Origin of the sequence: Pseudalkalibacillus sp. A8, assembly GCF_045920555.1 — a bacterium.
In the GTDB taxonomy this organism is placed as follows: domain Bacteria; phylum Bacillota; class Bacilli; order Bacillales; family Fictibacillaceae; genus Pseudalkalibacillus.
Window position 1 is genome coordinate 2,543,387 of sequence record NZ_CP174509.1, and the last position, 25,117, is coordinate 2,568,503.

General features: G+C 37.6%; 22 protein-coding genes and 7 pseudogenes. 22 read left to right on the forward strand and 7 right to left on the reverse strand.

Annotated elements, in window-relative coordinates; translation table 11 throughout:
• Window positions 1-341 precede the first annotated feature (341 nt).
• Window positions 342-518: a hypothetical protein gene (locus ACJROX_RS13200; RefSeq protein WP_408011187.1), complete on the reverse strand. Its 177-nt coding sequence runs from the start codon at window positions 516-518 to the stop codon at window positions 342-344.
• Window positions 519-640: 122 nt separating this feature from the next.
• Window positions 641-1,555: a VOC family protein gene (locus tag ACJROX_RS13205; protein WP_408011188.1), complete on the reverse strand. Its 915-nt coding sequence runs from the start codon at window positions 1,553-1,555 to the stop codon at window positions 641-643.
• Between the two features lie 459 nt (window positions 1,556-2,014).
• On the opposite strand from ACJROX_RS13205, the pseudogene ACJROX_RS13210 reads away from it, so the two are divergent.
• A pseudogene (locus ACJROX_RS13210) lies at window positions 2,015-2,089 on the forward strand (recombinase); the annotation flags it as partial.
• 43 nt (window positions 2,090-2,132) lie between these two features.
• Window positions 2,133-3,708, forward strand: a pseudogene (locus ACJROX_RS13215) (transposase); the annotation flags it as partial.
• Window positions 3,709-3,800: 92 nt separating this feature from the next.
• On the opposite strand, the pseudogene ACJROX_RS13220 reads toward ACJROX_RS13215, so the two are convergent.
• Window positions 3,801-4,061, reverse strand: a pseudogene (locus ACJROX_RS13220) (helix-turn-helix domain-containing protein); the annotation flags it as partial.
• A 66-nt stretch (window positions 4,062-4,127) separates the two neighbouring features.
• Here ACJROX_RS13220 and ACJROX_RS13225 point away from each other — a divergent pair.
• The 3 genes and pseudogenes from ACJROX_RS13225 to ACJROX_RS13235 form a co-directional block, all read left to right on the forward strand.
• Window positions 4,128-4,181 (forward strand): annotated as a pseudogene (locus tag ACJROX_RS13225) (hypothetical protein); the annotation flags it as partial.
• Between the two features lie 123 nt (window positions 4,182-4,304).
• Window positions 4,305-4,565, forward strand: coding sequence for an Atu4866 domain-containing protein (locus tag ACJROX_RS13230; RefSeq protein ID WP_408011650.1), 261 nt, complete (start codon window positions 4,305-4,307; stop codon window positions 4,563-4,565).
• 44 nt (window positions 4,566-4,609) lie between these two features.
• Window positions 4,610-5,348 (forward strand): annotated as a pseudogene (locus ACJROX_RS13235) (SDR family oxidoreductase).
• 402 nt (window positions 5,349-5,750) lie between these two features.
• On the opposite strand, the gene ACJROX_RS13240 reads toward ACJROX_RS13235, so the two are convergent.
• The gene (locus ACJROX_RS13240; protein ID WP_408011189.1) at window positions 5,751-5,951 is read right to left on the reverse strand and encodes a hypothetical protein; all 201 of its coding nucleotides are present in this window, start codon (window positions 5,949-5,951) and stop codon (window positions 5,751-5,753) included.
• A 231-nt stretch (window positions 5,952-6,182) separates the two neighbouring features.
• Here ACJROX_RS13240 and ACJROX_RS13245 point away from each other — a divergent pair.
• Window positions 6,183-6,341 (forward strand): annotated as a pseudogene (locus ACJROX_RS13245) (JAB domain-containing protein); the annotation flags it as partial.
• A 366-nt stretch (window positions 6,342-6,707) separates the two neighbouring features.
• Here ACJROX_RS13245 and ACJROX_RS13250 read toward each other — a convergent pair.
• Entirely contained in the window at window positions 6,708-6,950 is a 243-nt protein-coding gene (locus ACJROX_RS13250; RefSeq protein WP_408011190.1) for a LysR substrate-binding domain-containing protein, read from the reverse strand.
• A gap of 465 nt (window positions 6,951-7,415) precedes the next feature.
• Window positions 7,416-8,303, reverse strand: a complete 888-nt coding sequence (locus ACJROX_RS13255; RefSeq protein WP_408011191.1) for a LysR family transcriptional regulator — start codon at window positions 8,301-8,303, stop codon at window positions 7,416-7,418.
• A gap of 237 nt (window positions 8,304-8,540) precedes the next feature.
• Between ACJROX_RS13255 and ACJROX_RS13260 the strand changes: the two genes are divergently transcribed.
• The 14 genes and pseudogenes from ACJROX_RS13260 to ACJROX_RS13325 all read left to right on the forward strand — a co-directional run bounded on the left by ACJROX_RS13260 (window position 8,541) and on the right by ACJROX_RS13325 (window position 20,489).
• The gene (locus tag ACJROX_RS13260; protein WP_408011192.1) at window positions 8,541-9,974 is read left to right on the forward strand and encodes a sodium:solute symporter; all 1,434 of its coding nucleotides are present in this window, start codon (window positions 8,541-8,543) and stop codon (window positions 9,972-9,974) included.
• Between the two features lie 44 nt (window positions 9,975-10,018).
• A complete protein-coding gene (locus ACJROX_RS13265; protein ID WP_408011193.1) occupies window positions 10,019-12,022 on the forward strand; it encodes an FAD-dependent oxidoreductase in 2,004 nt (667 codons plus the stop codon).
• A 199-nt stretch (window positions 12,023-12,221) separates the two neighbouring features.
• A pseudogene (locus tag ACJROX_RS13270) lies at window positions 12,222-12,637 on the forward strand (JAB domain-containing protein).
• 302 nt (window positions 12,638-12,939) lie between these two features.
• Window positions 12,940-13,134 (forward strand): hypothetical protein, encoded by a 195-nt coding sequence (locus tag ACJROX_RS13275; protein WP_408011194.1) that lies wholly within the window; start codon window positions 12,940-12,942, stop codon window positions 13,132-13,134.
• 145 nt (window positions 13,135-13,279) lie between these two features.
• The gene (locus tag ACJROX_RS13280; RefSeq protein ID WP_408011195.1) at window positions 13,280-13,522 is read left to right on the forward strand and encodes a hypothetical protein; all 243 of its coding nucleotides are present in this window, start codon (window positions 13,280-13,282) and stop codon (window positions 13,520-13,522) included.
• A gap of 5 nt (window positions 13,523-13,527) precedes the next feature.
• A complete protein-coding gene (locus ACJROX_RS13285) occupies window positions 13,528-13,698 on the forward strand; it encodes a JAB domain-containing protein (RefSeq protein WP_408011651.1) in 171 nt (56 codons plus the stop codon).
• Window positions 13,699-13,884: 186 nt separating this feature from the next.
• Window positions 13,885-14,607 carry a GntR family transcriptional regulator gene (locus ACJROX_RS13290; RefSeq protein ID WP_408011196.1) on the forward strand — a complete coding sequence of 241 codons (723 nt, stop codon included), beginning with the start codon at window positions 13,885-13,887 and terminating at the stop codon, window positions 14,605-14,607.
• A gap of 40 nt (window positions 14,608-14,647) precedes the next feature.
• Complete coding sequence (locus ACJROX_RS13295; protein ID WP_408011197.1) at window positions 14,648-14,971, forward strand: (2Fe-2S)-binding protein; 324 nt, start codon at window positions 14,648-14,650, stop codon at window positions 14,969-14,971.
• Window positions 14,961-16,031 carry an NAD(P)/FAD-dependent oxidoreductase gene (locus ACJROX_RS13300; protein WP_408011198.1) on the forward strand — a complete coding sequence of 357 codons (1,071 nt, stop codon included), beginning with the start codon at window positions 14,961-14,963 and terminating at the stop codon, window positions 16,029-16,031. The genes ACJROX_RS13295 and ACJROX_RS13300 overlap by 11 nt, the downstream gene beginning before the upstream one ends.
• Window positions 16,032-16,067: 36 nt before the next feature.
• Entirely contained in the window at window positions 16,068-16,400 is a 333-nt protein-coding gene (locus tag ACJROX_RS13305; RefSeq protein ID WP_408011199.1) for a (2Fe-2S)-binding protein, read from the forward strand.
• Entirely contained in the window at window positions 16,393-17,481 is a 1,089-nt protein-coding gene (locus ACJROX_RS13310; RefSeq protein ID WP_408011200.1) for an NAD(P)/FAD-dependent oxidoreductase, read from the forward strand. The genes ACJROX_RS13305 and ACJROX_RS13310 overlap by 8 nt, the downstream gene beginning before the upstream one ends.
• Before the next feature lie 194 nt (window positions 17,482-17,675).
• Window positions 17,676-19,103, forward strand: a complete 1,428-nt coding sequence (locus ACJROX_RS13315) for a sodium:solute symporter (RefSeq protein WP_408011201.1) — start codon at window positions 17,676-17,678, stop codon at window positions 19,101-19,103.
• Window positions 19,104-19,128: 25 nt separating this feature from the next.
• Window positions 19,129-20,301: an N-methyl-L-tryptophan oxidase gene (gene solA, locus ACJROX_RS13320; protein WP_408011202.1), complete on the forward strand. Its 1,173-nt coding sequence runs from the start codon at window positions 19,129-19,131 to the stop codon at window positions 20,299-20,301.
• A gap of 104 nt (window positions 20,302-20,405) precedes the next feature.
• Entirely contained in the window at window positions 20,406-20,489 is an 84-nt protein-coding gene (locus ACJROX_RS13325; RefSeq protein ID WP_408011652.1) for a JAB domain-containing protein, read from the forward strand.
• A 135-nt stretch (window positions 20,490-20,624) separates the two neighbouring features.
• Here ACJROX_RS13325 and ACJROX_RS13330 read toward each other — a convergent pair whose 3' ends face one another.
• Window positions 20,625-21,641 (reverse strand): LacI family DNA-binding transcriptional regulator, encoded by a 1,017-nt coding sequence (locus tag ACJROX_RS13330; RefSeq protein WP_408011203.1) that lies wholly within the window; start codon window positions 21,639-21,641, stop codon window positions 20,625-20,627.
• Between the two features lie 477 nt (window positions 21,642-22,118).
• Between ACJROX_RS13330 and ACJROX_RS13335 the strand changes: the two genes are divergently transcribed.
• Window positions 22,119-23,807 (forward strand): sugar phosphorylase, encoded by a 1,689-nt coding sequence (locus ACJROX_RS13335; RefSeq protein WP_408011204.1) that lies wholly within the window; start codon window positions 22,119-22,121, stop codon window positions 23,805-23,807.
• Window positions 23,808-23,820: 13 nt separating this feature from the next.
• Window positions 23,821-25,116, forward strand: coding sequence for an ABC transporter substrate-binding protein (locus ACJROX_RS13340; RefSeq protein WP_408011205.1), 1,296 nt, complete (start codon window positions 23,821-23,823; stop codon window positions 25,114-25,116).
• Window position 25,117 lies beyond the last annotated feature (1 nt).

Genomic DNA, 25,117 nt, shown 5'->3' on the forward strand with positions numbered 1-25,117 from the left:
TTTTTTTAACTTTCAACATTCTGCCAATTATTGAATGGATGACTTTTCAGGAGTATCTCTTTTCTAAGTTTGACGATTATGCTTTGATACATGTTTCGCTATCTCCTTTTCCTGCCCTTTAACTTAATAACAATTCTTTTAAATGATAAGATATTTTACAATCTCTTCCTCCTCTCCAAGAAAATGGACCTAAAAAGGAAAGGAGTGCTTATCCCTGAATAGCGCCCGATTGCGGAAGATCGTTATGTACGGTATAGACTTTACAGATATTCATGAAAAGTACCCGATATTTCAATAACATTTTTATGTAAAGATATCATTCATCTAGGGAAAATTTAGTTTCACTTAAGCCATTCTCTTAACTCTTCCGTCAATTGTTCGACTAACTCAGGTCTTCCATGTAACTGAGCTGGAATATTATGGAAAATCTGGATACGCCAATTTCTTTCGATATTTACGACAACTAGAGTGTGATGTGTATTGGCAGGATTGATATCTAATTGTCCACAAGGAACCATACATATTGGATATTTCTAGGACGCGGGACGCCGTCCAAAATAATTTCAGATTACCACCGATTATAGTATTACTTCGAAGCAGATTAAATGTCCGAATGACCAAGTAAGGGGCTGTATTCTCATTATCCCTTGTATGCTTTCTGCAATTCAGCAAGATCAAATTTCTTCATTTTAAGAAATGCCTGCGTTACGCGTGTAATTTGCTCTGGTGTACCCTTTCTCATCATCTCGTCCATCTCTCTCGGCACAATCTGCCAAGACACGCCATACTTATCTTTCAGCCAACCGCATTGCTCGCCTTCAGGAACCGCAGACAGCTTTTCCCAGTAGTAATCAATCTCTTCTTGTGTATTGCAATACACCATAAATGAGATTGCCTCGTTAAAACTGAATTTATGCTCTCGTGCGCTGTCCATTACGGCAAACCACTGATTTTCAAGCATGAAATCAGAGAACATGATTGTTCCTTCTTTGTCAGGTTCCATGCCTTTAGGGTAGCGGGCAATAAGTCCCTGTTTTGAGTTCTTAAATACTGATAGATAAAAATTAATCGCCTCTTCCGCTTTGCCGCATTTATCGCCGACAAACAAAATCGAGGGTACTATCGTAGGCCTCTCTTCACCTTCTGGATTGGTAAGAATTAACTGCCACGACAAACCATACTTATCCTGAATCCAGCCATACCTCTCACTGAACGGATACTTATCAAGCGGCATTAACGCTTTGCCACCTTCGGACAATTTGTTCCAAACCTCATTTATTTTTTCTCTCGCGTCTTTTTCTCTCGATGGGTCAAAATTAACTATGAAAGACACCGACGGATTGAACTTGAACAAAGGCCCTGCGCTGATTGCCATGAACTTCTGCCCCCAAAACTCAAAAGAGACTACATCACAGTTGCCTGATGGTGTGTCGTAGAGTGTTGTTATATTCGTAATTTGTGAGTCCGGGAATATGGAAGCGTAAAACTCGGCTGCTTCTTTTGCCTCCTTGTCATACCATAAATGCGGAACGATTTTTTGATTTGTTTTTGTCATAGTTATTCCTCCTTAATTTTCTGATAATTTTTTCTGCGACAAGAATGGTGACCAAAATTCCAGCGTAAAGAATTGCTAAAACCATCTGGAATAATATCCGCTTGTTCTACGGTAAAGAAATTAATTGACTCAATTGTTTGTTCCCTGTAGACATCATACAGATCATGGCGGTTTTTGCATCGATATACGCACCCTCATTAGTTATCATTCCAATTTATTTTACCATTTTCATTCTGTTGTAATTTCTTATAGATTGCTGAATAACAAAAAATACGTATTGTTAATCCACAAATTCTCTTTTTTATTGACTTTGAACTCTCTAACTGATTCTAGCAAACTGCCTGACTCTCTTTCACCAAGCTCTTCAAGAAAATCGATGAATTCTCTTCTCTGTTTTCATTACTAAAATCATACATTAAGTCATTAAGCTCCCATTCTATGATTTCTAACTCTTGCGATGTACAGGTTAAAGATTTGAACGGTATTGAAACCTTGATCTCAGACTTAATCCTGCAATTATTGAGTTACATGGCTTAAGATGAGCGTAAACGAATAAGGGAAAGGCAGGAAGAAGGGATCCCTTCGCACTCGTCTTCGTTGTAAGGAAATATGGATTGAGGGTGCCAATCGATACTGAAATCCTGATGAAGATCTTCCTCAAGGTTTTGAAGAAAACAAGGAAGAACATTTTCAAGCATTGAAAGTACCCCTCGATGCAGATCTGTTTATTTCGGAAATCATACAGCTAATGAAGGATCGGTTAAGCCTACTGAATCAAGGATTTGAAGATAAAAGTAATCAGCAAGTGAGCATTATAACGAAAAATAATAAAGGATGGATTCGAGTCTCTCCTTTAGATAAGCAGCTTGATCCTCCACATTTGGCTCAGATCAAACAGGAGATCAAGAACCGTTGGTCGGATATTAACTTGCTAGATTTGCTAAAAGAAACGGATTTTCATAAGGGATTTACGAAACATTTTAAGACGACAGCAGATCGAGAGATTTTAGATCGGAAAACCATTCAGCGCCGCCTTCTCATCAGTTTATTTGGATTGGGAACCAATACAGGTCTGAAAGCCGTTTCTGCTGGAAGCCATACAAATAATCGGGAGCTTCTTTATATCCGCAATAAATTTATACATAAAGATCACTTACGTAAAGCCAATGTGGTGGTTACTAATCATATCATCTACAATCGAATGAAAGAGGTATGGGGAGAAGCTACCACGGCCTGCGCTTCTGACTCGAAACATTTTGGGTCTTGGGATCAGAATCTGCTTACTGAACGGCATCCCCGTTACAAGAAATATGGGGTGATGATCTATTAGCATACAGATCGAAAGTCGGCATGCATTTATACCCAGCTCAAGTCCTGTCTTTCTTCAGAAGTAGCCGCCATGATAGAAGGAGTTCTTCGGCACTGTACGGACATGGAAATCGATCGGAACTATGTAGATACGCATGGGCAAAGTGTGGTTGCTTTTGCTTTTTGCCATTTGCTTGGTTTTAAACTGATGCCACGCTTCAAAAATATCGGTTCACAAAAGTTATATCGCCCCGAACCAGGGATGAACGAAGCCTATCCTCATTTACAAGAAGTTTTAAGTCGACCTATAAACTGAGATCTCATTCGTCAACAGTATGAACAGATTATTAAATATGCGACAGCTCTACGATTTGGGACTGCATCAGCAGAAGCCATTTTGAAGCGATTTTCGAGGGATACTCAACATCCAACTTATCGTGCTTTATGCGAATTAGGAAAAGCGATCAAAACCATTTTCTTGTGTGAATATTTACATTCTGAAGAGATTCGAAGAGAGATTCATGAAGGAATTAATACGGTTGAACATTGGAACTCCGTTAATACCTACATTTTTTATGGAAAAAACAGTGATGTCCGTTCTAATTCTATAGAGGATCAAGAAGTGGCTGCATTATCACTGCAGTTTCTCCAAAATTGCTTGGTTTATATAAATACCTTAATGGTTCAGGAGATTCTTTATGACAACAACCAATATTGGTTGAAGAAAAATGACTTCAGAGGATTTTAGAGGACTAACCCCTTTATTCTATAACCACGTGAGTTCATACGGTTCGTTTAAACTTAATATGGAGCAAAGAATTCCTATTAAGTTGAAAATATATTAATGGAAAGCTGCTGTTTAAAGAAAAACCAGTCATAAACATGAAAATAAAGTGTTAGACTGGTTTTCGTTAATTGACTATCGATCCCCGTTACTTCAATAACCTCCGATCAAGAACTTTTCTTTATCCGAACACATTCGCAATGCTTTCACATCGCTAATTGGAGGTAAGTCAAACATCCTAGAATATTCACGACTAAACTGTGACGGGCTCTCGTAACCCATCAAAAAACCGACTTCCGCCGCCTCAGATGACTCGGATAACAAGAGACGCCGCGCTTCTTGAAGTCGTAATTGTTTTTGATATTGCAGGGGGCTTAATCCCGTTACTTTTTTAAAGTGGTTATGGAAGGTTGAGGTTCAAGGAACAAAAGTTGTTACTTTGGCGCAAGAGAGCTTTCAGTATGGTCCTACCGACTTCTTGTGATTTCGGTTGATTTGCCAATTAGCGGACAAGTTATCCAAGCGACAGGGGATTCTCCATACCTGTGTCTCCGCTTAGATTTTGACCCTAAACATGTTTTCGACATGATAAGTGCTTGCATTCTAAAATCGATCATAATAAAGCTAGTTCCCAATACAATAGAGGAGGAATGGACAATGGCGAACAAACAAAATATAACACAACATCCTTATGTTGGCATGTGGGTCACTAATGACGGCTACATCCGACATGAAATCCTACCTAACGGGCGTTATGACGAGGCACGTGGAAATAAAAAAAGTGCCTATACAGGCAGTTATACCATTACAGGTAACCATATCGAGTATGTAGACGATACGGGGTTCACGGCTGATGGTGATTTTCGGGATGACATACTCTATCATGCCGGAATGATCCTTTATCGGGAAGAAAAATAAGCTAGACTCTTAGTTTTATACTAATTATAAATTGGAGGAGAATAATGTCTAACATAATTGGAAAAGTAGTTGTCATCACGGGGGCCAGTAGTGGTATCGGAGAAGCGACCGCAAGACTTCTTGCCCAAAAAGGGGCACGCGTCGTGTTGGGGGCGAGGCGTGTGGGAGCGGCTAGAAGCTCTTACATCCGCCATACGTGAGGAAGGCGGCACTGCTGAATTCATGCCATTGGATGTCACGAAGAGAGAGCAAATGGAGCAGATTGTCCACTTTGCGAAAGAAAAATTTGACCGTGTCGATGTTATTGTTAATAACGCGGGTGTCATGCCACTTTCTAAACTTGAAGAATTGAAAGTAGATGAATGGGATCGCATGATCGACGTAAATATCCGGGGAGTCCTGCACGGAATTGTGGCAGGACTGCCGATCATGAAAGAACAAGCGTTTTGCCAGTTCATTAACATTGCTTCTATCGGTGCTTACACCGTCTCCCCAACCGCAGCAGTGTATTGCGCAACCAAGTTTGCAGTTCGTGCTATTTCGGATGGATTGCGCCAAGAGGTAGGTGATGATATCAGGGTAACAGTCATATCGCCGGGAGTAACCGAATCGGAATTGGCTGACAGTATATCCGATGAACAGGCACAGCTGGTCATGAAGGAATACCGTAAAATATCGATTCCATCTTTCGCTATTGCTAATACTATTTTATTTACCATTGAACAGCCTGCTGAGGTTGATGTGAGTGAGATGATCGTAAGACCAACTGCGAGCCCAAATTAATTTTATTGTCTTTTCACTAACTTATGTTTCAATGCTCCAAAATAAGAATTGACATTGTGATATATAACTTGGATAAAGCAGGGTAATCTTTCAGACCCTGCTTTCGTGACTTGTAATGATAAGAGTTTAAAAGGTTAATTTTTTTACCCCATTTCAAAAATAAAAAAATATTTAAACCTGAATATCCCTTCAAATGACTCACTATATTTAGGAGGTTTTCTGCAATAAAGCTCATTTAAGTCTAATAACGATATTCAGCAAAACCAGCTAATAGTTTGTCAACATTTTTCAATAAAAAACTATATTTCTTCATGCTATACTAAAAATGTCCATGATAAATAACCTTCCATATCCACCTTTTTGGGGAGTATTCCCCCCTAATCAAAAGATTAAGGGGAAATACTATTTGCAGACACTAAATCCGTGATGAGCCCCTGGAGTGTGCCCGTCGTGACCCAATTCATGTGCTTGAGCAAGCGGAACGATATGATGCTGGGCATATTCTTGTCCAGACGGTTGTCCATCACCATTTGTATCATTACAAGGAGTTGCAGTGTGTGCTGACACAGTAGCAGCCATAAATACAAAGGTTGTTCCAGTCATAAAGACAGTAAACAGTTTTTTCATCATTAGAATCACCTCTTTCTATGTATTTTTCTTTCAATTAAGTTAACGAAAGAAAATGACAGACGGTTTGATGAAAATAAAAAATTTTTCCTGAAAATAATTCTAATATACGCCCTGTTCTTAAAAAGGCTTTTCCTTTGTTTTCCACGAAATGTCTCGATCATCCACTACTATGTCATTTAAATCTCCTTTATTTAGTGATTTATCTCGCATCCTTCACAAGACACAACTCCTTCTAGAGAAGATATCGAAGTGACGGAAGGTCTACTTGCAGTAGGTCTCAAAATGGGAATTGAGGTGTTGGATCATATTTCTTATTATGGCGAGCAGGGTATACCCAGCTTAAAAGAAAAAGGCAATGTATAACTGATTAGGAAGGATCTAGTCTCCTTCCTGTGTTTCTATAGAGGTAAATTACTAAACTAGATGTAAAAAACGGAAAGTAGCTTTTCCTAGGAAGAACAAATATTGGTAAAATTACAGGTTTAATAGTATAGGAGTCGGGTTATGTTTGGGTTTTAAATTGAATGAAAAGTTTTAGATAAAAAGGTAATAAATGATTCACTTGGTAATGAGAGATTTTCTGTATAGTAGACATAATATAGTTTTTTACGTAATTGAATCCCTTGAATGGATACTTCTCTGAGAATATTCAACTGGATTTCTTTTTAGATGGTAGATTTTGAAATAATTGATACTCCCATACCAGAAGCAACAGCAGATTTTAAAGACTCAGTGTTTTCGCTCCAAGATAATATTCAGATCCTTAAGATCTAACTGATGAGCACGTAAATGTTCTTCAATCACTTGTCTAGTACCTGACCCAGGCTCACGCATAATTACAGGTAAGGTTAAAAGTTCATCTGGAGTAATTTGTTTTTGCTGGCCTATCGGATTTGACGGTTCGTTCGAAGTAATAATAACTAGCTCATCTTCTAAAAAAGGAGTTTGGCAAAGGCCAGGATAGGAGTTCATTGATTCGATAAACCCTTTGGATCTTCAAGTACTAAATGTAACCGTTGAACTCCAAAAATTGGTCTAGAGATTCTAATTCAAGCTGACAGTACGTACATGTTTTAAGGTGGCGTTCAAATTGTTCAGATTTAGTGAGTTCATTGATGATATATAAAGACAGGATTTTCAAATTAGAAACAATTTATTTAAATTAAACGGATAAGTGTTTCGGTTTGAGGGAAGAGAATCGTACATTATTTGTTCAGATGATACTTCAAAGTTACTGCTAAGTTTATCGGGAGATGGCTGTGAAGCATTTTTGTCATATGTCTTAATTCATCGAGTTTCTTGCTATACATTGTTGTGATGGCGGTTCGATCAATTACCCCCAGCCAGTTTATTAATTCAAGGTAATGCAACTGAAAAAGAGGGTATATTGTACTAATAACAAGTGCCCCTTTAAACCATCTTTACTGAACATCTGACTTAATTGATAAAGGTTTCTTTTAGTAAAGTAAGAAAAGATTCTACAACAGGAGATTTATTGTCTTTATTTGATGCTACTGATGTCTTAATATTATTTGGAGAATCTTTAATTGAAACGTAAGTGACACGGTCGTTTTTTAAATGCTGGATTGATGAGGGAAGGAGTGCAACACCAATTCCTGAACCAACAAGAGAGACCACGGTTTGCAATTCTTTAGCCTCTTGTGTTGTATCAGGGCTAAAACCTGCTTTGTGACAAAGACTAATTATAGAATCGTAATACCCTGGACCAGCGTTTCTTGGAGGCATGATAAATTTATCATTAGCTAATTTCGATAAATTCATTGGTTTAGTTATTTTTGCTAAAGGATGAGACTTATTTAATGCAACGACAAAAGGTTCTTCCCTTATTACCTCTATATCAATCTCCCTATTGTCAATTGGTGGAATCAGAATTCCAACGTCAATTTCATTTTGCTGTAAAGCTTTAATTTGCTCGGTTGTTGTTAAATGATGTAATACAATTTTTACCTCTGGATACTTCATCTGAAATGTTTGTAAAACCAAAGGTAAAAGATCAAAAGTTACCAAACCAGCAAACCCCAATTTAAGTTGGCCTAATTCTCCTCGGTCAATTCTACGCACTTCCTCACATGTATCATTCACCTCTTTCAATATTTTATTTGCTCTATTTAAAAAAGCTTCACCTGCTCTTGTTAATTTTACTTGTCGTTTTGTTCTATAAAATAATACTACCCCTAATTCGGTTTCCAGGTTTTTGATTTGTTGGCTTAAAGGAGGCTGTGCCATTTTTAACTTTTCTGCTGCTCGTCCAAAATGCAATTCCTTAGCGACTGCGACAAAATATTTTATGTGCCGAAACTCCATATAATTCCCTCCATTAATATTAAATAAATATTAATAAGCAATAATATATATATTTCTCATTATACTATATTTATGGTAATTTATTTGTAGGAAATTTTTAAATTTTCAGTTTTTAGTTAAACGTTCTTTTTAAAGATACTAAATTAATTCTCTTCATTATTAGTGGACCATCAAAGGGGAGGGATACCTAAATTGTATTTAAAGAGATAGTGTTTTGGTATGATGTGCCGATGAGTAATGATTAAAAAGTTTAGAAAGGGAGTGTTTACAATATCTATCCATGCCATTGTGATATTAATCTATGCATTTTGTATGATCCTATTAGCGCTTTACTATAATAAGCGTGAAGTAAGTAGCGGGGATGATTTTATTATTGCAGGCCATCGGCTTCCATTGATTGTTGTAATTGGAACCTTAACCGCCTCATGGGTGGGATCAGGCTCCCTTGTTGGTGGGGCGAGCTTTGTTTATCAATATGGTCCCTTAGCGGCAATATTTTATTTCTTAGGTGCTCCATTAGGGATCATTGTAATGTATTTTATTGCGGCAAGAACTCGTGCATTAGCAAAAAGAACTGTACCGGAAATGCTTGAAGTTCGATTTGGAAAATATACACGCCTCTTTTCTACTATATTCATTCTGCTAACCTACCTCAGTGTTCTATCTTATCAATTCATTTCAGGTGGATATGTACTTAATATTACAACTGGATTGCCAGAATCCATAGGTTCTTTATTAACAGTCCTCTTTGTTATCGTATTAGCTGCGACTGGGGGGCTATTTTCAGTCTCATATACGGATATGTTTAGTGCGTTATTAATTATAGTTGGTTTTATCCTAGCTGTTCCACTCATTTTGGTGGAAGTTGACGGGATTTCAAATCTTGTCTCCAATTTACCAGAGGCTAAATTTACTTTCAGTGGAGGATTAACCCCACTACAATTAGTTGGATATTTCCTGCCTTTATTTGTATACATAATTGGAGACCAGAGTATGCTCCAGCGCTTTTCAGCTTCTAAAACGGAACAAGGTGCAAGTAGATCGACAATCGGATTTTTTATCGGAGTTGTAACAGTCTACAGTTTAATTACTTTCTTTGTAACCGCTTCCATTGTGCTTTTGCCAGATATAAAGCCTGACACAGCTCTCATTGAATTGGCAAATCAGAGTTTACCCATCCCGATTGGTGCGCTAATACTGGCTGCGTTCACAGCTTTACTCATTACCACTGCAAATTCCTTTTTATTGTCCATGTCAGGAAATATTGTTTATGACTTGTATGGGCAGTTTAAAGGAAAACTTCCCGAAAATAAATACCTGAAATTCAACCGAATTTCAGTAATCATTATTGGTATTATTGCCTACTTGATAGGTACCTTTTTCACTAGTGTGCTAAAACTGTCTATATTTGCTTATACAATGTATGGTGCTGCTGTTACTCCTGTCATTCTAGCAGGCTTTTTCTGGAAAAGAGCAACATCTCAGGGAGCATTAGCTTCCATTATTATAGGAGGCGGTTCTACGATCCTGATAGAAATGATCGGAAATCCGATTGGTGGCAACACCATATTATTGTCTTTACCTTTGTCAGTAATTGCTTTAGTAGGTGTGAGTTTATTAACGAAGGATAATTCTATCCCCCTATCAACCAATTCATCTATTAATCAATAAACAGCATTACTGTAAAAAATATTTTAAATAAAGGAGTTTTTTATATGTCACCTTTTCCGCATTTATTTAGTGAAATAAAAGTAGGGAATAGAAGAATCAAAAATAGGGTCGTTTCAAGTGCTCATGGGGAAGGACTTGCCAATGAAGGGATAATAAACGAAAAATTCATACGATATTATGAAAGAAAGGCAATGGGTGGGGCTGGAATGATTTTCACATGCGGTTCTGGAACCGTATATGGAAAGGCAGCACATCCAAAGTATGTCAGTCTTTGGGATTCAAAAAATGAAGAATATTTTCTTGAATTAACGAAACGGGTTCATTCACATGGGGCCATTATTTTAGCCCAGGCTACGCATAAAGGACGGAGGATTAGCTCAAAAGCGACCGGGTATCCTGTTCAAGCTCCATCCGCAATCCCAGAGAGCCTTAATGGGGAAATTCCAGCAGTTCTAAGTGTGGAAGAAATCCAAAAGATTATTCAAGCATATGCATCATCAGCCAAAAGACTTGAAAGATGCGGCTTTGACGGGATAGAAATCACTTCTTATGGAGGACATTTGATAGAGCAATTTTGGAGTCCTGTCATTAACAATAGGAAGGATGAGTATGGTGGAGATTTAACTGGTAGGATGCGATTTTCCGTTAAAGTTATAGAAGCAATTGCAAAAGTCGTGTCGGATAGCTTCATTATCAGCTTCCGAATGACAGGAGATCCGCAGACCGATACGATTGGATTGTCCCAAGATGATATGTTTGAAATCGCTAAGAAGTTGGATGAAATAGATAGGATTGACTTATTTAATATTAGTGGGAGCACTGGAAATACCTTAGAGTTGCAAGCAGGGACGATTCCACCAGATCCTTATCCCACTGGATGTTATAATCACTTAGCAAAAAGGATGAAGAATTTACTTTCTGTACCTGTCCTAGTAGCAGGGCGCATACTTGATCCTTATCAAGCTGAAAATGCCTTAATGGCGGGAGATTGTGATCTTGTTGCTATGACTAGAGCAATTATTGCGGATCCTAATATGCCAAACCATGCATATAGAGGTAATGTTTCGCGAATTCGTCCTTGTATAGGCACTAATCAGGGTTGTATTGGGAGGACATATGATGGGCTTTCGATTGGATGTGCTGTAAACCCGGGAATATCGGATGATGCGTTACATGATTTTACCTCGGTTTCTGAAGTACAAAAGGTTGTGGTAGTGGGGGGAGGACCAGCAGGAATGGAAGCAGCACGTGTAGCAGGAGAAAGAGGTCACGATGTAATCCTTTTTGAACGTTCCGATCGATTAGGCGGTCAAATCAATTATGGTGTAAAACAGCCGAACAGGAAGCATTATGGCCTACATATAGAATGGCTTAAAAATGAGTTAACGAGGCTTCACGTAGATATAAAACTAAAAACTGAGGCTAGTATTGAAAAAATATTACAAATTTCACCGGATACTGTGATCATCTCTACAGGCGCTGAGACGATTGTTCCAATCGAGGCTCATAAAGTTAAAATACCATGTGTAACGGATACTGATGTGCTGGAAGGAAAGGTAAAAAATATAAACGGGAAAAGCATCGTTGTATACGATAGGGGTGCAAAAAGAGGAGGTTATGTAGCAAACTTTATTGCGAAAGCCGGAGCTTCAAATGTTGAACTATTGACTCCGCTTCAAACTGTATGTGAAGAGTTGGATTCAACCAATAAGCCATCGATGTACCGCTCTCTTGCAAAAAATGGTGTAAAGTGGACAGCAAATCAAATATTACAAGGAGAAAGGAATGGAACTTTGGTTATTCGGGATGCATGGTCGGATGTTAAACATGTGATTGAAGATGTTGATTTAATAGTATTCGCAGGTTTCAGCAAATCGAATAATAACCTAGAAGAACAATTTATTAAAAGGAACCTTGGGATAGAAGTTTTTGTAATTGGTGATAGTATTGCTCCAAGAACGATAAGTGAAGCTGTAGCTGAAGGCGTCCGAATTGGAAACAAAATTGGATGTAGTGTTTTGGACACTTTGCAAAATCAGTTACGTTAAACATAAATGTTACACCTATCTAACCCCGGGTATGATTCTTAACGTGTTGAAAAGCACTTGTAAACACTGGCTAAGTCATTGGGTTTTATACAATCCGTAACTTCCCACTTGCATACTTTCTCATCCTTCTACACTCGTTTTCGCAAAAATTCCTTTCTTTTCAAACAAAGAAGCTGTTTTATGATAAACAATTTATGAGATTCAACGGATCAGACAGGTGATTTCAGAGGTAGAAGGAGGGCAAACACACATCATCCGTTCTCCAGAAGATGGTGCAAGAGTTGCAGCTGGGTTTATCGGCGAAGATGATCGTGAAGTGTTCTTTGTTATGTGCTAAACAGAGTAGTTGCCGTTCATCGTTGTCATGTAGGTTCAATCAATGCCAGCATTGTTCATCCCAGGGAAGTATTTAAAAGTGCAATCCTGAACAACAGTGCAGCTATCATCCTTTGTCACCAGCATCCTTCTCAAGATACTAATCCATCCCGAGAGGATATCGAAGTAACAAAACGGCTGGTTGAAGCAGGGCATTTAATTGGAGTTGAGGTGCTAGATCATCTGATTGTCAATGCAGTATTTGGATATAGCAGCTTAAAAGAAAAAGGTTATGTATGATTTTTGGAAGGAGCATCGCTCCTTCTTTTTTGTTATTTGCCTTTAGCTTAGATATATTTAAATTTCCCAATCCGCTTAGAAAGGTATTAACTATTTGTCTTTCTTTAAAAATATTCCACTTGTTCTCGGGAGGGGGTTCCCGCTCTTAAAACGAAAATTAGGTCACAAACGATTTAGTACCAATAAACAGAACCAAAAACAGGAATATTTATTCAGCCTTTAATAGGTTACTCTAATATTGATTGTTTTATTCGTACTGAATTCCGTACGGTATCACAGTCATGAAGAAGGAGGAAAGAGATGTGAATAAGCCACTCAACAATGATTTAGATGAACTAGCTCAAAAGAAAAATAATCAGAGTTTAATCCCTCAACCTCGCCAGGTTTGCTATACTGAGTCTTCAAATGGAGTAGTGTATGTTTGTTGTAATGACGACGACGGAGGAAATAAGCAGTGCACAGGTATTGCGTTACGAACTGCTAAAGAAAGTAAGTAAGTTGTTTTTAACAAACCCCAAACCACAAGCACTTGGCTGGTTGGGCACGCAATCGTGGGGCGACGAGGACGAGTACTACAGAAGACATTACGTCTCATCGGGATATCCTGGAACATTCGGAGGTAGACCAGCCGTTGAGCTTGGCATGGGTCTCAGAGATATAGACAACGACAGCCCTGGTAAAGAATTAGAATTCTCACACGCAGGTCACCCTGATATTAGGCATGGATGGTCTGGTGGACCACTTTGGTTGCCTATTGAGAGAAAGGTTGTTGGCATCTGTAGTGGCTCAGAGAAGGAAGGGTTAGACCCGCGATTTATCGTTTACTCTGGGGGCAATGGTATGGTCGACCTTGTGAAGTTCGGCCAAGATAACTGGCATCCCTGAATAACATCCTTTGTCATCAACATCCTTCTCAAGATACTAACTCATCTCGAGAAGATATCGAAGTAACAAAACGGCTGATTGAAGCAGGGCATATGATTGGAGTTGAGGTTCTGGATCATCTGATTATTAATGCAGAAGCCGGATATACCAGCTTAAAAGAAAAAGGATATGTATAAACAAAAAAGGAAGGAGCCAGTCTCCTTCCTTTATATCTTTTTAAGAAGAATAAAACTAAAAAATCTTGATAAGAAAATACTTAAAAAATTTAATAATTTTTTAAAGGGATTTTTATATCAATAAAGAAGTAAAGATTATAACATTATATTTTTATTTTATTAGAAGGCTACTAGAAGGAGCATACTATGAAAATAAATAAAAGTTTATCTTTACCCTTATATGAACAAGTAAAACAATATCTTGAAGAAAAAATATTATCGAGGGAATGGGACGAGGGATTTCGATTACCTACGGAAAAGGAATTAGCCCAGCAGTTTAATGTAAGTAACATTACAATAAAAAGGGCAATCCACGAACTGGTAAATATAGGGCTATTATATCGGCAAAGCGGAAAAGGGACTTTTGTTATAAGGAGGAATGAGCAAAACATATCTAAGTTGGTTACGTTACGGAATGAATCTTGGGAAGATTATCAACACCCTCATCGAACTTTAAGTTTTCATAAAGAGGAAGCTGGTAAGAACCTCAGTAATTTATTTAGAATCGGTCCTGAAGATGACGTTTATAAAATCAACAGGATAAAGTTACAGGATGATCAACCTGTTGCGATAGAATACTCGTTTATTCCAGCATCATTATTTCCGGATTTCCAAGTGAGTACGATTGAAAATGACCTACTATATAATATGTTCCAAGAAAAATACGATATGAAATTAGATAAAGCCAAAATCTATTTCAATACCATTCTAGCGGATGAGTATGAAGCAAATTTATTAAAGGTCCCAATTGGAGAGCAATTAATCGTTTTTGAACGTTTTACGTCTACAGTTGATCAATGGATAATTGAATATTCAAAGTTTATTTTAAAGCAAGAACAATCACGGTACTTCCTAGAAGTTCAGCTTTAATTATAAAGTTATAATATTATATTTTTTTAGGAGGGTTTCTATGTATATTGACCATCATCCGATATTAGAAAACCATGGTAGTGATCAAATCTTGTTTTTTTATAATGGAACACCTCTGAAAGCTAAACAAGGACAGACTATAGCTGCTGCATTAATGATGAATAACATCAAGAAATTCGGTAACAGCAGGAAACTACAACAATCAAGAGGGCTTTTTTGCGCAAATGGAAGATGTTGCAGTTGTTTTGTTACAGTAAATGGATTAGAACATGTCCTTAGCTGTATGACCCTTATAGAAGAGGGGATGGAAATAAAGCCGAATACTGGTGACCCCGATGTTAGGGGAGGAAACCATGAAAACTGACGTATTAATTATAGGTGGTGGTCCCGCTGGTTTAAATGCTGCCTTCGAGACTGCCTCAAGAGGTGTTAAAACGATAATAATAGAGGAATCTTATGCCCCAGGAGGACAACTGAAACAGCAGACTCAATTTTTCGATAACTTACCAAAACAATTTGATAGACAAAGAGGGATACACTTGATGAGGACTCTGATTGATCGACTTAGTCCTCTTCCAATAACCTGTTTATTGAAGCATAAGATGATTGGGGTTTATAAGGATGGACGGATAGGGATAGCGAATGATACTGAAACCTTTCCGATTGATGCAAAAAAGGTAATCGTTACTACAGGAGCTGCTGAAGAGGGGGATCTCTTCCCAGGCTGGACCTTACCGGGTGTAATGACTGTAGGTGCTGCCCAGATATTAATAAACCGAGAGCGTGTAATGCCAGGTAAGAATGCGCTGTTCGTAGGATTGAATTCTTTTTCAGCACAAGTGGCAAAACAGCTAAAGGCATGTGGAATCAATATTTTAGGCATCATAGATAAAAACGTTTCCGTAAATGATAAAAAGTTGGTGGATGGACTTGAGGATGAAAATATACGCGTGATGGTAAATACGACTATTGAGAGAGCAATGGGTGTAGGGGAAGTAGAGACAGTATGCATAAACCATGATGGGCAAAAGGAAGATATTGATATTGATTTGATCTGTATCGGGAAAGGCTTATCTCCGATTATTGAGACTTTTGAAATACTAGATTGCGAATTTAGTTATCAAGCAAAACTAGGAGGTTTTGTTCCAAAATATTACAGTACATTAGAGACGAGTAATCCTTCTGTTTATGTAGCTGGGAATGCTGCAGGCATAACTTGCATAGGTGGAATCTTATTGACCGCAGAGATTGCAGCATTGAATACACTAAAAAACCTTGGGGTCCTGAATGATAATGAAGCGAAAATAAAAAGTTCCTTTTTATGGGACGAACTCAGGAGTATGGAAAGTAAAGAATCCAATGAAACGTTTTTGGCTCGAATTGCCCATATAAGAGAATTCCATAAAGATTGTGAATTACCGTAACCAGGTTTATTTCATACAATTTTGGAGGGGTGCTAAATGGACAAGTCTACTATTGTATGTCGCTGTGAAGAAATAAATGTTGATGAAATAGAGACTGCTATTCGAATGGGTGCTTCTACTTTTGACGATATTAAAAGACTAACCAGGTGTGGGATGGGTCCATGTCAGTCAAAAATATGCATGAACCCTGTGAGGGAATTGATCGCGACTAATCTAGGCCTTTCAATAAATGAAATCCCCCCTCCACGCATGCGTATGCCATTAAAAATCACCAGATTAGGTATATTGGCTGGGAATACATCTTCATCCAATGTGGTGAGTGTTTTTGATGAAGCGTCTTTAGAGTCGGGGGATCGTCAAAATGACTGATCAATATGATATTGTCATTATTGGCTGTGGTGTGATAGGAAGCAGCATTGCCTATCATCTTTCTGAATATAAGCAAAAGAGGATTTTGGTAATAGACAAAGGATTTCCTTTATCCGGGACATCAGGTTCCACTCAAGCATGGGTATGGGTACATAATAAGGTGCCGTCATGGTATGGAGAATTAAGCATGTATAGCGCAGAGCTTTATCCTTTTCTAGAAAGGAAAATAGGGGATGTTGAATACAAAAGGACCGGTGGGATTGCACCGTTCTTTACTCAAACGGATCGGGATAAAGCTTTAAGGCTTGCTGAAGAGCAAGCAGAGGTAGGCATTAAGGTGGAGGTATTAACTAGAGATCAAGTGCTCGAAAAGGAGCCAGCCATTTCCCCCAATATAGCCGGTGCAACTTATAGTGATATGGATGGAAATGTTAATCCATTTAGGTTAGTGGAGCTTTACATTAGAGCTGCTAAAAGAAATGAGGTTGAATTTTCTTTTTATAATCCAGTTATCGAAATTGTAATGGAAAAAGACCACTATAATATTTACACAAAAAATAATAAGGATGCCATTACTACAGAAAAGGTGATATTAGCAGGGGGTCCATGGTCTAAAAAGATCGGCAAACTCTTGGGTTTAGATATACCTGTTAAACAGGTACGCGGACAAGTAATCATTACAGAACCATTGGCTCCTTTTCTAAAACATACGATTGGGGGCATGAGGCAGGCAGAAAATGGCGAAGTATTGATTGGTTTCTCCAAGGAAGAAGTAGGTTATGATCGGAGAACAACAATGGATGTGATACAAGAAACCGCTCAAATGGCGATCAATTACATTCCATCTTTAGCTAAAGCCAATATAGTCAGAAGCTTCTCTGGGGTAAGGGTTATTCCGGAAGACGGTTTCCCGATATTAGGAAAGATACCTGATAAAAAAAATGCTTATATCGCTGCGATGCATAGTGGTGTAACTTTATCTCCGCTGGTCGGCACATTGATGGCGGAATTAGTAATGGAAGGCGAAACTACGATCAGTCTGGAGCGATATGGCCTCAAACGTTTTTTGAACTATGCCTAACGATAGGAACCCGTATTATGTCAACTGTTACCTTGGTTAATCACACTGATATAAAACAGAATATTTAGACTACGTAGAAGGGAGGCGTCAGGATGTAGAAAAGAACCTCTTTGTTTTAAACCTGATGGTGAAACCTACTTAAACGCAGCCAGAAGTTCACATCATAGTACATTAAAAATGTTTGGAGGAAAATGATGAACTCTACATTGGTACTTGTGTTAAGTTCTGTTACTGTATTGTCTGCTGCTGCTATTTTTTCTTTTTGGATAGGAAGTAAGAATAAAAGTAGTGAGAATTGGATTGTTGGTGGGAGATCATTACCCGTATACGTAGTTGCAGGAAGTCAATTTGCAACTGGTATGGGTGGTGGGGTGCTAGTGGCTCATATTGGGATTGGTTATAGTGCTGGTTGGTCCGCTATAACTTATAATTTTCTTTATTCCGTAGGAATCATCATCTTGGTATTACTGGCGAATTGGCTTAAAAAACAAAACTTCTCTACGATGCCGGAAATATTCAAGAGGTTATACGGAGAAAATAAATTAATGATGAGTATGGTCACATTTATGGCCATAGTGGTACCTTTTGGATGGTTATGTACTCAGCTTGTGGCTTTCGGTAATTTATTCTCGAACATATCAGGTCTATCTTTTCCTTTATTAGTTTTTATTTTTGCTGTGATTAGTCTATTATTCGTTTTGCCAGGGGGGTTAACTTCCGTTGCGTGGACAGACTTTATATTTGGATGTGTCATGCTTATCATGTCATTGGTAAGTGGATTGTATATTTTAAATTTAGCTGGTGGTTGGAATGAAATAGCTGGCAGAGTACCTGAAACGATGATTGGCCTTCCAGAAGGTTTAGGAGCCGTAGGAATGGCGACAATCATTTTCTGGATATTAGCTATTTTTCCAGGAGCATTAACCAATCAAATGTCCTACCAACGTATTTACGCTTCCAAAAGCCCCCAGATAGCTAAAAAAGCGTTCGTGATTGCAGCATTGGTTGGTGTGATCAGCGGTATTTGGGCTTCATTCATGGGAATTTCTATTTTCTCGATGAACCCTGGCCTTGAAAATCCGGAATTGGCCTCAGGATGGTTCCTTACTCAAATCCCAAGTTGGTTCATGGCGATTTATTCCGCTTTCATAATAGCAACGATAATGTCTACTGTTAGTAGTGCTATACAATCTGTGGTGGTAAACATTACAAAGGATATTTATCACTCGTACATCAATCCAAATGTTAGTGATAGAAATCTATTGAAATTCTCAAGGTATATGGCTGTTGTCGTGATAGGATTAGCCGTCATATTAGCTTTATATTACCCGCAAGCTTTAGGATGGCTCGTTTCCACATATGCATATTCAGCATCTGGGTTACTTGTACCCATATTCGCAGGATTCTTGTTACGGAATAAGGCTTTTTTAACACCAAAGGGGGCTATTGGCAGTATGGTTTTGGGAATTCTCAGTGCTGCTGTTGCTCAAATCATAGGTACGCAAATTCCCTATGTAGCATTTGGAATACTCGGTTCATTAGTTGGATTTTTCATGCTTAACTACATGTTTAAAAATGTGGATAGAATCCATAATGAACCGAAAAAGGAAGAGATGGGCTAAAAAAATTCTGAATATTAATTAGATTTTGAATAAAGGATATGAGAGAGGTGTAAATATGCATGCAGATGTGGCAGTAATTGGAGTAGGTACAATGGGAAGTATGGCACTATGGCAACTTGCTAAAAGGGGAATTTCGGTTTTAGGTTTTGAACAGTACGGTATTGGAAATGATCGCTCTGCTGCAGGTGGTGAATCAAGACTTTTCAGAACTGCCTATATGGAAGGTCAGGAATATGTCCCCTTACTACAAGAAGCACGTCATCTTTGGAAAGAACTCGAATCTGAAGCCGGCACAACCCTACTGACATTAAATGGCGGTCTGATGATTGGAGATCCAAATACAGAAGTAATGAAGAATGTATTAAAAAGTATTGAAGCATTCAATCTGGAACATGAAATCCTCGCTGGAAAATATGCTGAACAACGTTACCCTCAACATCGATTATTTAGTGAAGACATTATGATATTAGACAAAAATGCTGGCTTTTTACGACCGGAACTTGCAGTCATTTCAGCAGCAGACCGGGCAGAAAATCTAGGTGCAAAAATACACCGCTATACAAAAGTTAAGGATATCCATTCTGATAAATTAGGTGTTACGATTACAACAGATAAGGAAGAATATCGAGTTGGAAAAGTACTTATCACAACTGGACCATGGACAGGAAAGTTTTTGTCTGGATTCAAAACGGTCTATGAAGCACGCCGTCTTGTATTAACTTGGTTTACTGCAAAAGATATCGATATGTTTAAACCCGATCGCTTCCCGATCTTTGCTCGTATGAGGAAAGGTTTTAGATTGACAGGAACACCGACACTTGATGGTACGATGGTAAAAGCCTCTAACACTAAGGACCCTGTTTACGTTAAAGAACCTGCAAATTTGAATAGGGATGTTAATGTCGATGAATTAAGAACAGTTAGTGATGCTGTCAGGGAATTGATACCTGGCCTAAAGCCTGATCCAGTCCGGGCAAGTGTTTATATGGATAGCTATTCACCCGACGATCATTCTGTTATAGGTTCTGTACCAGGTATGGAAAATGTTCTGATTGCAAGTGGATTCTCGGGACATGGGTTTAAAATGTCACCTGTTATCGGAAAAATTACCACAGAATTATTAATAGATGGAAAAACGAGTTACCCTATAAATCACTTAAGTCCGAATCGTTTTTTTCAAAATGTCTCATCAACTTAACTGCTATTTATTTGTTAAGTTAATTTGTTATAGTTTTACAAATAGTGCGAAGACGTTATCAATTTACGTGTAAAAGCTTCAATTAATAAAAGTGAACAGCCTATATGATCGGGATTGAAGTGTTAGATCACCTGATTGTCAGTGCAAATGCTACGTATACAAGCTTGAAAGAAAAAGGATACTTATAAAGCTTTGGAGGAGCTTGGCTCCTTCCCCTTTTTATTGTTTAGAAAACCCCCGGCATAGCCAGGGGTTTTCTAAACAATAATAAAAAACAGAACGCATTGGCGTTCTGTTAAATCGGTACCGTTATATCTTAACGTTTAAATTTTAATTACAGAATCTTGAATGATTTTAGAAGTTGGAATAAACGTTTTATGACTCGAAGTATTATTTTGTTTAATTTTGTTAAACAAAAGTTCAGTACCTGCATCCCCTAACTTTTTTACAGGTATTTCAATTCGTGTTAATGCAGGAAGCAAAAATGGAGAATAACTAGAATTACTGTAACCAACAATTGATAATTCATTGGGCATCTCAATCTTTTCTTCTGTGCAAACTCTATAGATACTCATAACCTTTAGATCATCAGTTGCAAAAACAGCAGTAGGACGGTGACTAGCAGTAAGAAGTAGTTTTTTTGCAGATTCATATGCTTTTTCAACTGTGTACCCACTATCAACTATAAATTCTTTCCGGAGTTCCAAACCATTTTCCTCCATACAATCTAAATACCCATTTAAACGATCGATCGACACATGATAATCGAGTGGGGAATGCATACAGGCTATTTCTCGATGGCCTTTTTCAATCAAGTACTTTGTAAGGTCATAGCTATCCTGATAATTATTCGTATCGACTGAAAAAATATTATTATAATTTCCTTCAACCTTTCCCACCACTACAACCGGAATATTAAACATATCTAATTGCTTGAAAAAAGTTTCATCTGCAGGTGAAGTCAGCATTATAATCCCTTTGATCATTTTTTCTCTAATTTTACTAACACATTTTGTAAGTTCATCTTGTGTATTTTTGGCTGTTTGCAAAATTACATCGAAATCTTCTTCTTCCGCCTTTCTTGAAATTGAGTGAAGGATTTCGGAGAAAAAAGGATTATCAGATGTTGTTTTTGTAGAGCGAGATATTACCATAATCGCATCAAAGCCTGATGAAAGCGCACGTGCTAACTTGTTTGGATGGTAATTTAATTTCTCGATTGCTTTTAAGACTCTGTTTCTTGCTTCCTCAGAAATATTTCTTTGGTTATTAAGCACCCTGGACACCGTAGATTTGGAAACATTCGCAACCTTGGCAATGTCATATATAGTGGGAATCAATTTTTGCTCCTCCTTTAATACATTTCACAGCTTATTAATGGCTTAATAAAAGCCCAAAATAGTAGACACGCTTTTATATGTTTACGCTATTAGCTTCTAATTTTTGGTAAGTTCTCTTTTTATCAAAAAATTGTAAAACATGGAGCGGTACAGGATAAATTATATGGCTGAAACCCAAAAAGTAGCAACCACTAAAAGTTCATCTCTACTTTCTTCTTTGTTTTTAGGTGCTTGAACGTATCGGAATACAGCCAGAAATAAAGGAATTGTCCCCTGTAATCTACCATTAACGAAGAACAAATAGTAGAAAATATTCAAACTATTTGTGTTGACAGAAAGCGCTTCCTATACTATATTAACTTATGGGAGCGGTCCCAACCACTCTTAGACTTTAAATGTTGTTTTTTCTTTTGTCAAAAATAATATTTCATAATTTTTTTATTATTTTTTGGGAGCGGTCCCAAAAGGGAGGAATCTATGGAAACGATAAAAAAAAGACTCGAATTCATTTATGAGGACCAAGATATAATAGACCCGGTTTGGACTGAAATTAAAAAACGCATCCATGAAATAAAGAAAAAGCCTATACGACAAAGGAAACAGAAATGGGATGAAAAAGATATTGTCCTAATTACATATGGGGATCAAGTTAAAGAGGAAGAAATCCCTGCATTAAAAACCTTTAAAAATATGTATGATCGGTTTCTGGCAAAGAACTTTGAAATCGTTCACATTCTTCCTTTTTACCCGTACTCATCGGATGATGGTTTTTCTGTTATTGATTATAAGAAGGTCAACCCGACCATTGGGGAATGGAAAGAGGTCAAAGATTTATCAAAATCCGCAAGGCTAATGTTTGATTATGTGTGTAATCATATTTCGTCTCAAAGTGACTGGTTCCAAAACTATTTAGAAGGTAATCCACACTATAAAGATTATTTCATTGAACTGGATCCTTCCGTTGATTTAAGTACCGTAACAAGACCTAGAGCATATCCTCTTTTAACTAAATTTAAACTTCTAAATGGAGAAGAAAGATATGTTTGGACGACATTTAGTGAAGATCAAATTGATTTAAATTTTTCTAATCCCCAAGTCCTTTTGGAAATGTTAGATGTTTTACTGTTTTACATTGAAGAAGGGGCAGAATATATCCGATTAGATGCAGTTGGATTTATATGGAAAGAGATTGGAACAACCTGTATTCATCATGAAAAAGCACATGAACTTGTTAAATTGTTTCGGGATGTGGTAGACGAAGTTGCCAATGGAACAGTTGTGATTACTGAAACAAATGTCCCGCACAAGGATAATATTTCCTATTTTGGAAACGGTCATGATGAGGCACATATGGTTTATCAATTCCCGCTTCCTCCTTTAGTCCTTTATTCCATAATGAGAGAGAATGGGAAAGTCCTCACCGATTGGGCCAAAACTCTCCATGATACAAGTCAGGATACAACCTATTTTAACTTTCTTGCTTCTCACGATGGAATCGGGATGAATCCAATACGAGGTATTATTCCAGAAGAGGAAATCCTTTCGATGGTTAAGGATCTACAAGAAGAAGTAGCTCTAGTTTCCTATAAGAGAAATCCAGATGGAAGTGAAAGTCCTTATGAAATTAATGTAACGTACCTTGATGCATTAAATAAGAAAACGGATAACGATGATCTCCGAGTTAAAAGATTCATAGTTGCCCATTCTATCTTGTTGACCCTACCGGGTGTTCCTGCTGTGTATATTCAAAGCATACTGGGTTCTCGAAACGATTACAAAGGGGTATCGAGAACAGGGATGAACCGCTCCATCAATCGGCAGAAATATAAATTGGAAGAGTTAGAAGAAGATTTGTTAAATCAAGGTACGTTAAGGCATAAAGTTTACAATCAATTATCCGACATGATTTCCGTACGTAAAGAGGAAAAACTCTTTCATCCTAATATAGCAATGGAAGTAATGGATTTGGGAGAAGCATTTTTCGCTTTTGACCGATTTAATAAGTATGGTGAAAAACTCACAGTTATCCATAACCTAAAAAATGAGGAAGTAGAGTGTAGCATTACAGGTAAATTTATCAATGTACTTACTCAAAATAAGATAGAAATTGATGATTCAATCGTGATAGGTCCATATCAGTTTCTTTGGTTGAAACCGATTAATTAGGAGGTAGGTCCAAATGACAAAAAAATTCTTAAGCCTCATTGTTGCGTTGATCATAACAACAGCAACCTTAACTGCATGCAACAATGACCAAAATGGTAATGAACAAACTACGATAGAGTTTATGCACTCTTCGGTAGAACAAGAACGCTTAGCAGTAATCAATAAATTAGTAGAAAAATTCGAGAAAGAAAATCCTGGTATTAAAATTAAACAGGTTCCAGTCGAAGAGGATTCCTATAATACAAAGATTGTTACCCTTGCAAGTGCAGGTGAGCTACCTGAAGTAATTGAGGTAGGACAGGATTATGCAAAAGTGATGGATAAAGATCAGCTTATCGATAAAGATTCTGTAAAAAAAGTAATTGATGAAGCTGGAGAAAGTAATTTTTATGAAGGTGCTCTAAAACTAATGAAAACCGAAGATGGTAAGAGTTATACAGGATTACCAATTAGTGGATGGGTCCAAGGTATTTGGTATAACAAAAAGATGCTTCAATCAAAAGGTTTTGAGGAACCTGAAAATTGGAATGAAGTCATGGAAATTGCAAAAGCGTTTACCGATCAGGGTAATAAAAAGTACGGTATTGCTTTGCCTACTGCAGAAAGCGGATTTTCAGAACAAGCATTTTCACAGTTCGCATTATCAAACAAAGCCAATGTACTAGAAGCTAACGGGGATTTAAACCTAAATACACCTGCAATGGAAGAATCGTTAACGTATTATAAAGAATTATCCCAATACACCATGCCAGGATCTAACGATGTAACTGAGGTAAAAGACGCCTTTATGAACGAGACAGTACCAATGACTGTTTATTCTACCTATATCCTGCCATCAGTTTTCGAGGAAGGAAATGCTGAAAATATTGGTTTTGCTATTCCTAATAAAAAGGAAAAAGCAGTTTTTGGTACAACGTCAGCACTTACGATTTCCTCTGGTTTAGATGATACAAATAAAAAAGCGGCAGAAAAATTTCTAGCATTTATGGCTGAACCGGAGAATATGACTGAATGGGTATTAATGTCCCCTGGAGGAGCACAACCTGTCAGTAAGAAGGTAACAGAGAATAAAGAGTATCAATCCAATGAAGTGGTAAATGCCTTTGGCGACCTTTCCGCTGAAATCGCGGATTCATTCAATGATATCCAGGTATTTGGTTTAGTAGATGATAAAAACTACTTGAAAATGGGAGACATAACAAGTTCTGGTGTAATCCCTAAAATGATCAATGAAGTAACCGTAGGTAAGAAAGAGGTCGAAAGTGAACTTAAACAAGCTGAAAAAGAAATCAAGGAAGTTCTAAAATAAG

Coding starts and splice junctions, on each gene's coding strand:
- ACJROX_RS13200 (WP_408011187.1), bottom strand. CDS start 518: ATGGTTCCTTGTGGACAATTAGATATCAATCCTGCCAATACACATCAC.
- ACJROX_RS13205 (WP_408011188.1), bottom strand. CDS start 1,555: ATGACAAAAACAAATCAAAAAATCGTTCCGCATTTATGGTATGACAAG.
- ACJROX_RS13230 (WP_408011650.1), top strand. CDS start 4,305: ATGGCGAACAAACAAAATATAACACAACATCCTTATGTTGGCATGTGG.
- ACJROX_RS13240 (WP_408011189.1), bottom strand. CDS start 5,951: ATGACTGGAACAACCTTTGTATTTATGGCTGCTACTGTGTCAGCACAC.
- ACJROX_RS13250 (WP_408011190.1), bottom strand. CDS start 6,950: ATGAACTCCTATCCTGGCCTTTGCCAAACTCCTTTTTTAGAAGATGAG.
- ACJROX_RS13255 (WP_408011191.1), bottom strand. CDS start 8,303: ATGGAGTTTCGGCACATAAAATATTTTGTCGCAGTCGCTAAGGAATTG.
- ACJROX_RS13260 (WP_408011192.1), top strand. CDS start 8,541: ATGATTAAAAAGTTTAGAAAGGGAGTGTTTACAATATCTATCCATGCC.
- ACJROX_RS13265 (WP_408011193.1), top strand. CDS start 10,019: ATGTCACCTTTTCCGCATTTATTTAGTGAAATAAAAGTAGGGAATAGA.
- ACJROX_RS13280 (WP_408011195.1), top strand. CDS start 13,280: ATGGGTCTCAGAGATATAGACAACGACAGCCCTGGTAAAGAATTAGAA.
- ACJROX_RS13290 (WP_408011196.1), top strand. CDS start 13,885: ATGAAAATAAATAAAAGTTTATCTTTACCCTTATATGAACAAGTAAAA.
- ACJROX_RS13295 (WP_408011197.1), top strand. CDS start 14,648: ATGTATATTGACCATCATCCGATATTAGAAAACCATGGTAGTGATCAA.
- ACJROX_RS13300 (WP_408011198.1), top strand. CDS start 14,961: ATGAAAACTGACGTATTAATTATAGGTGGTGGTCCCGCTGGTTTAAAT.
- ACJROX_RS13305 (WP_408011199.1), top strand. CDS start 16,068: ATGGACAAGTCTACTATTGTATGTCGCTGTGAAGAAATAAATGTTGAT.
- ACJROX_RS13310 (WP_408011200.1), top strand. CDS start 16,393: ATGACTGATCAATATGATATTGTCATTATTGGCTGTGGTGTGATAGGA.
- ACJROX_RS13315 (WP_408011201.1), top strand. CDS start 17,676: ATGAACTCTACATTGGTACTTGTGTTAAGTTCTGTTACTGTATTGTCT.
- ACJROX_RS13325 (WP_408011652.1), top strand. CDS start 20,406: ATGATCGGGATTGAAGTGTTAGATCACCTGATTGTCAGTGCAAATGCT.
- ACJROX_RS13335 (WP_408011204.1), top strand. CDS start 22,119: ATGGAAACGATAAAAAAAAGACTCGAATTCATTTATGAGGACCAAGAT.
- ACJROX_RS13340 (WP_408011205.1), top strand. CDS start 23,821: ATGACAAAAAAATTCTTAAGCCTCATTGTTGCGTTGATCATAACAACA.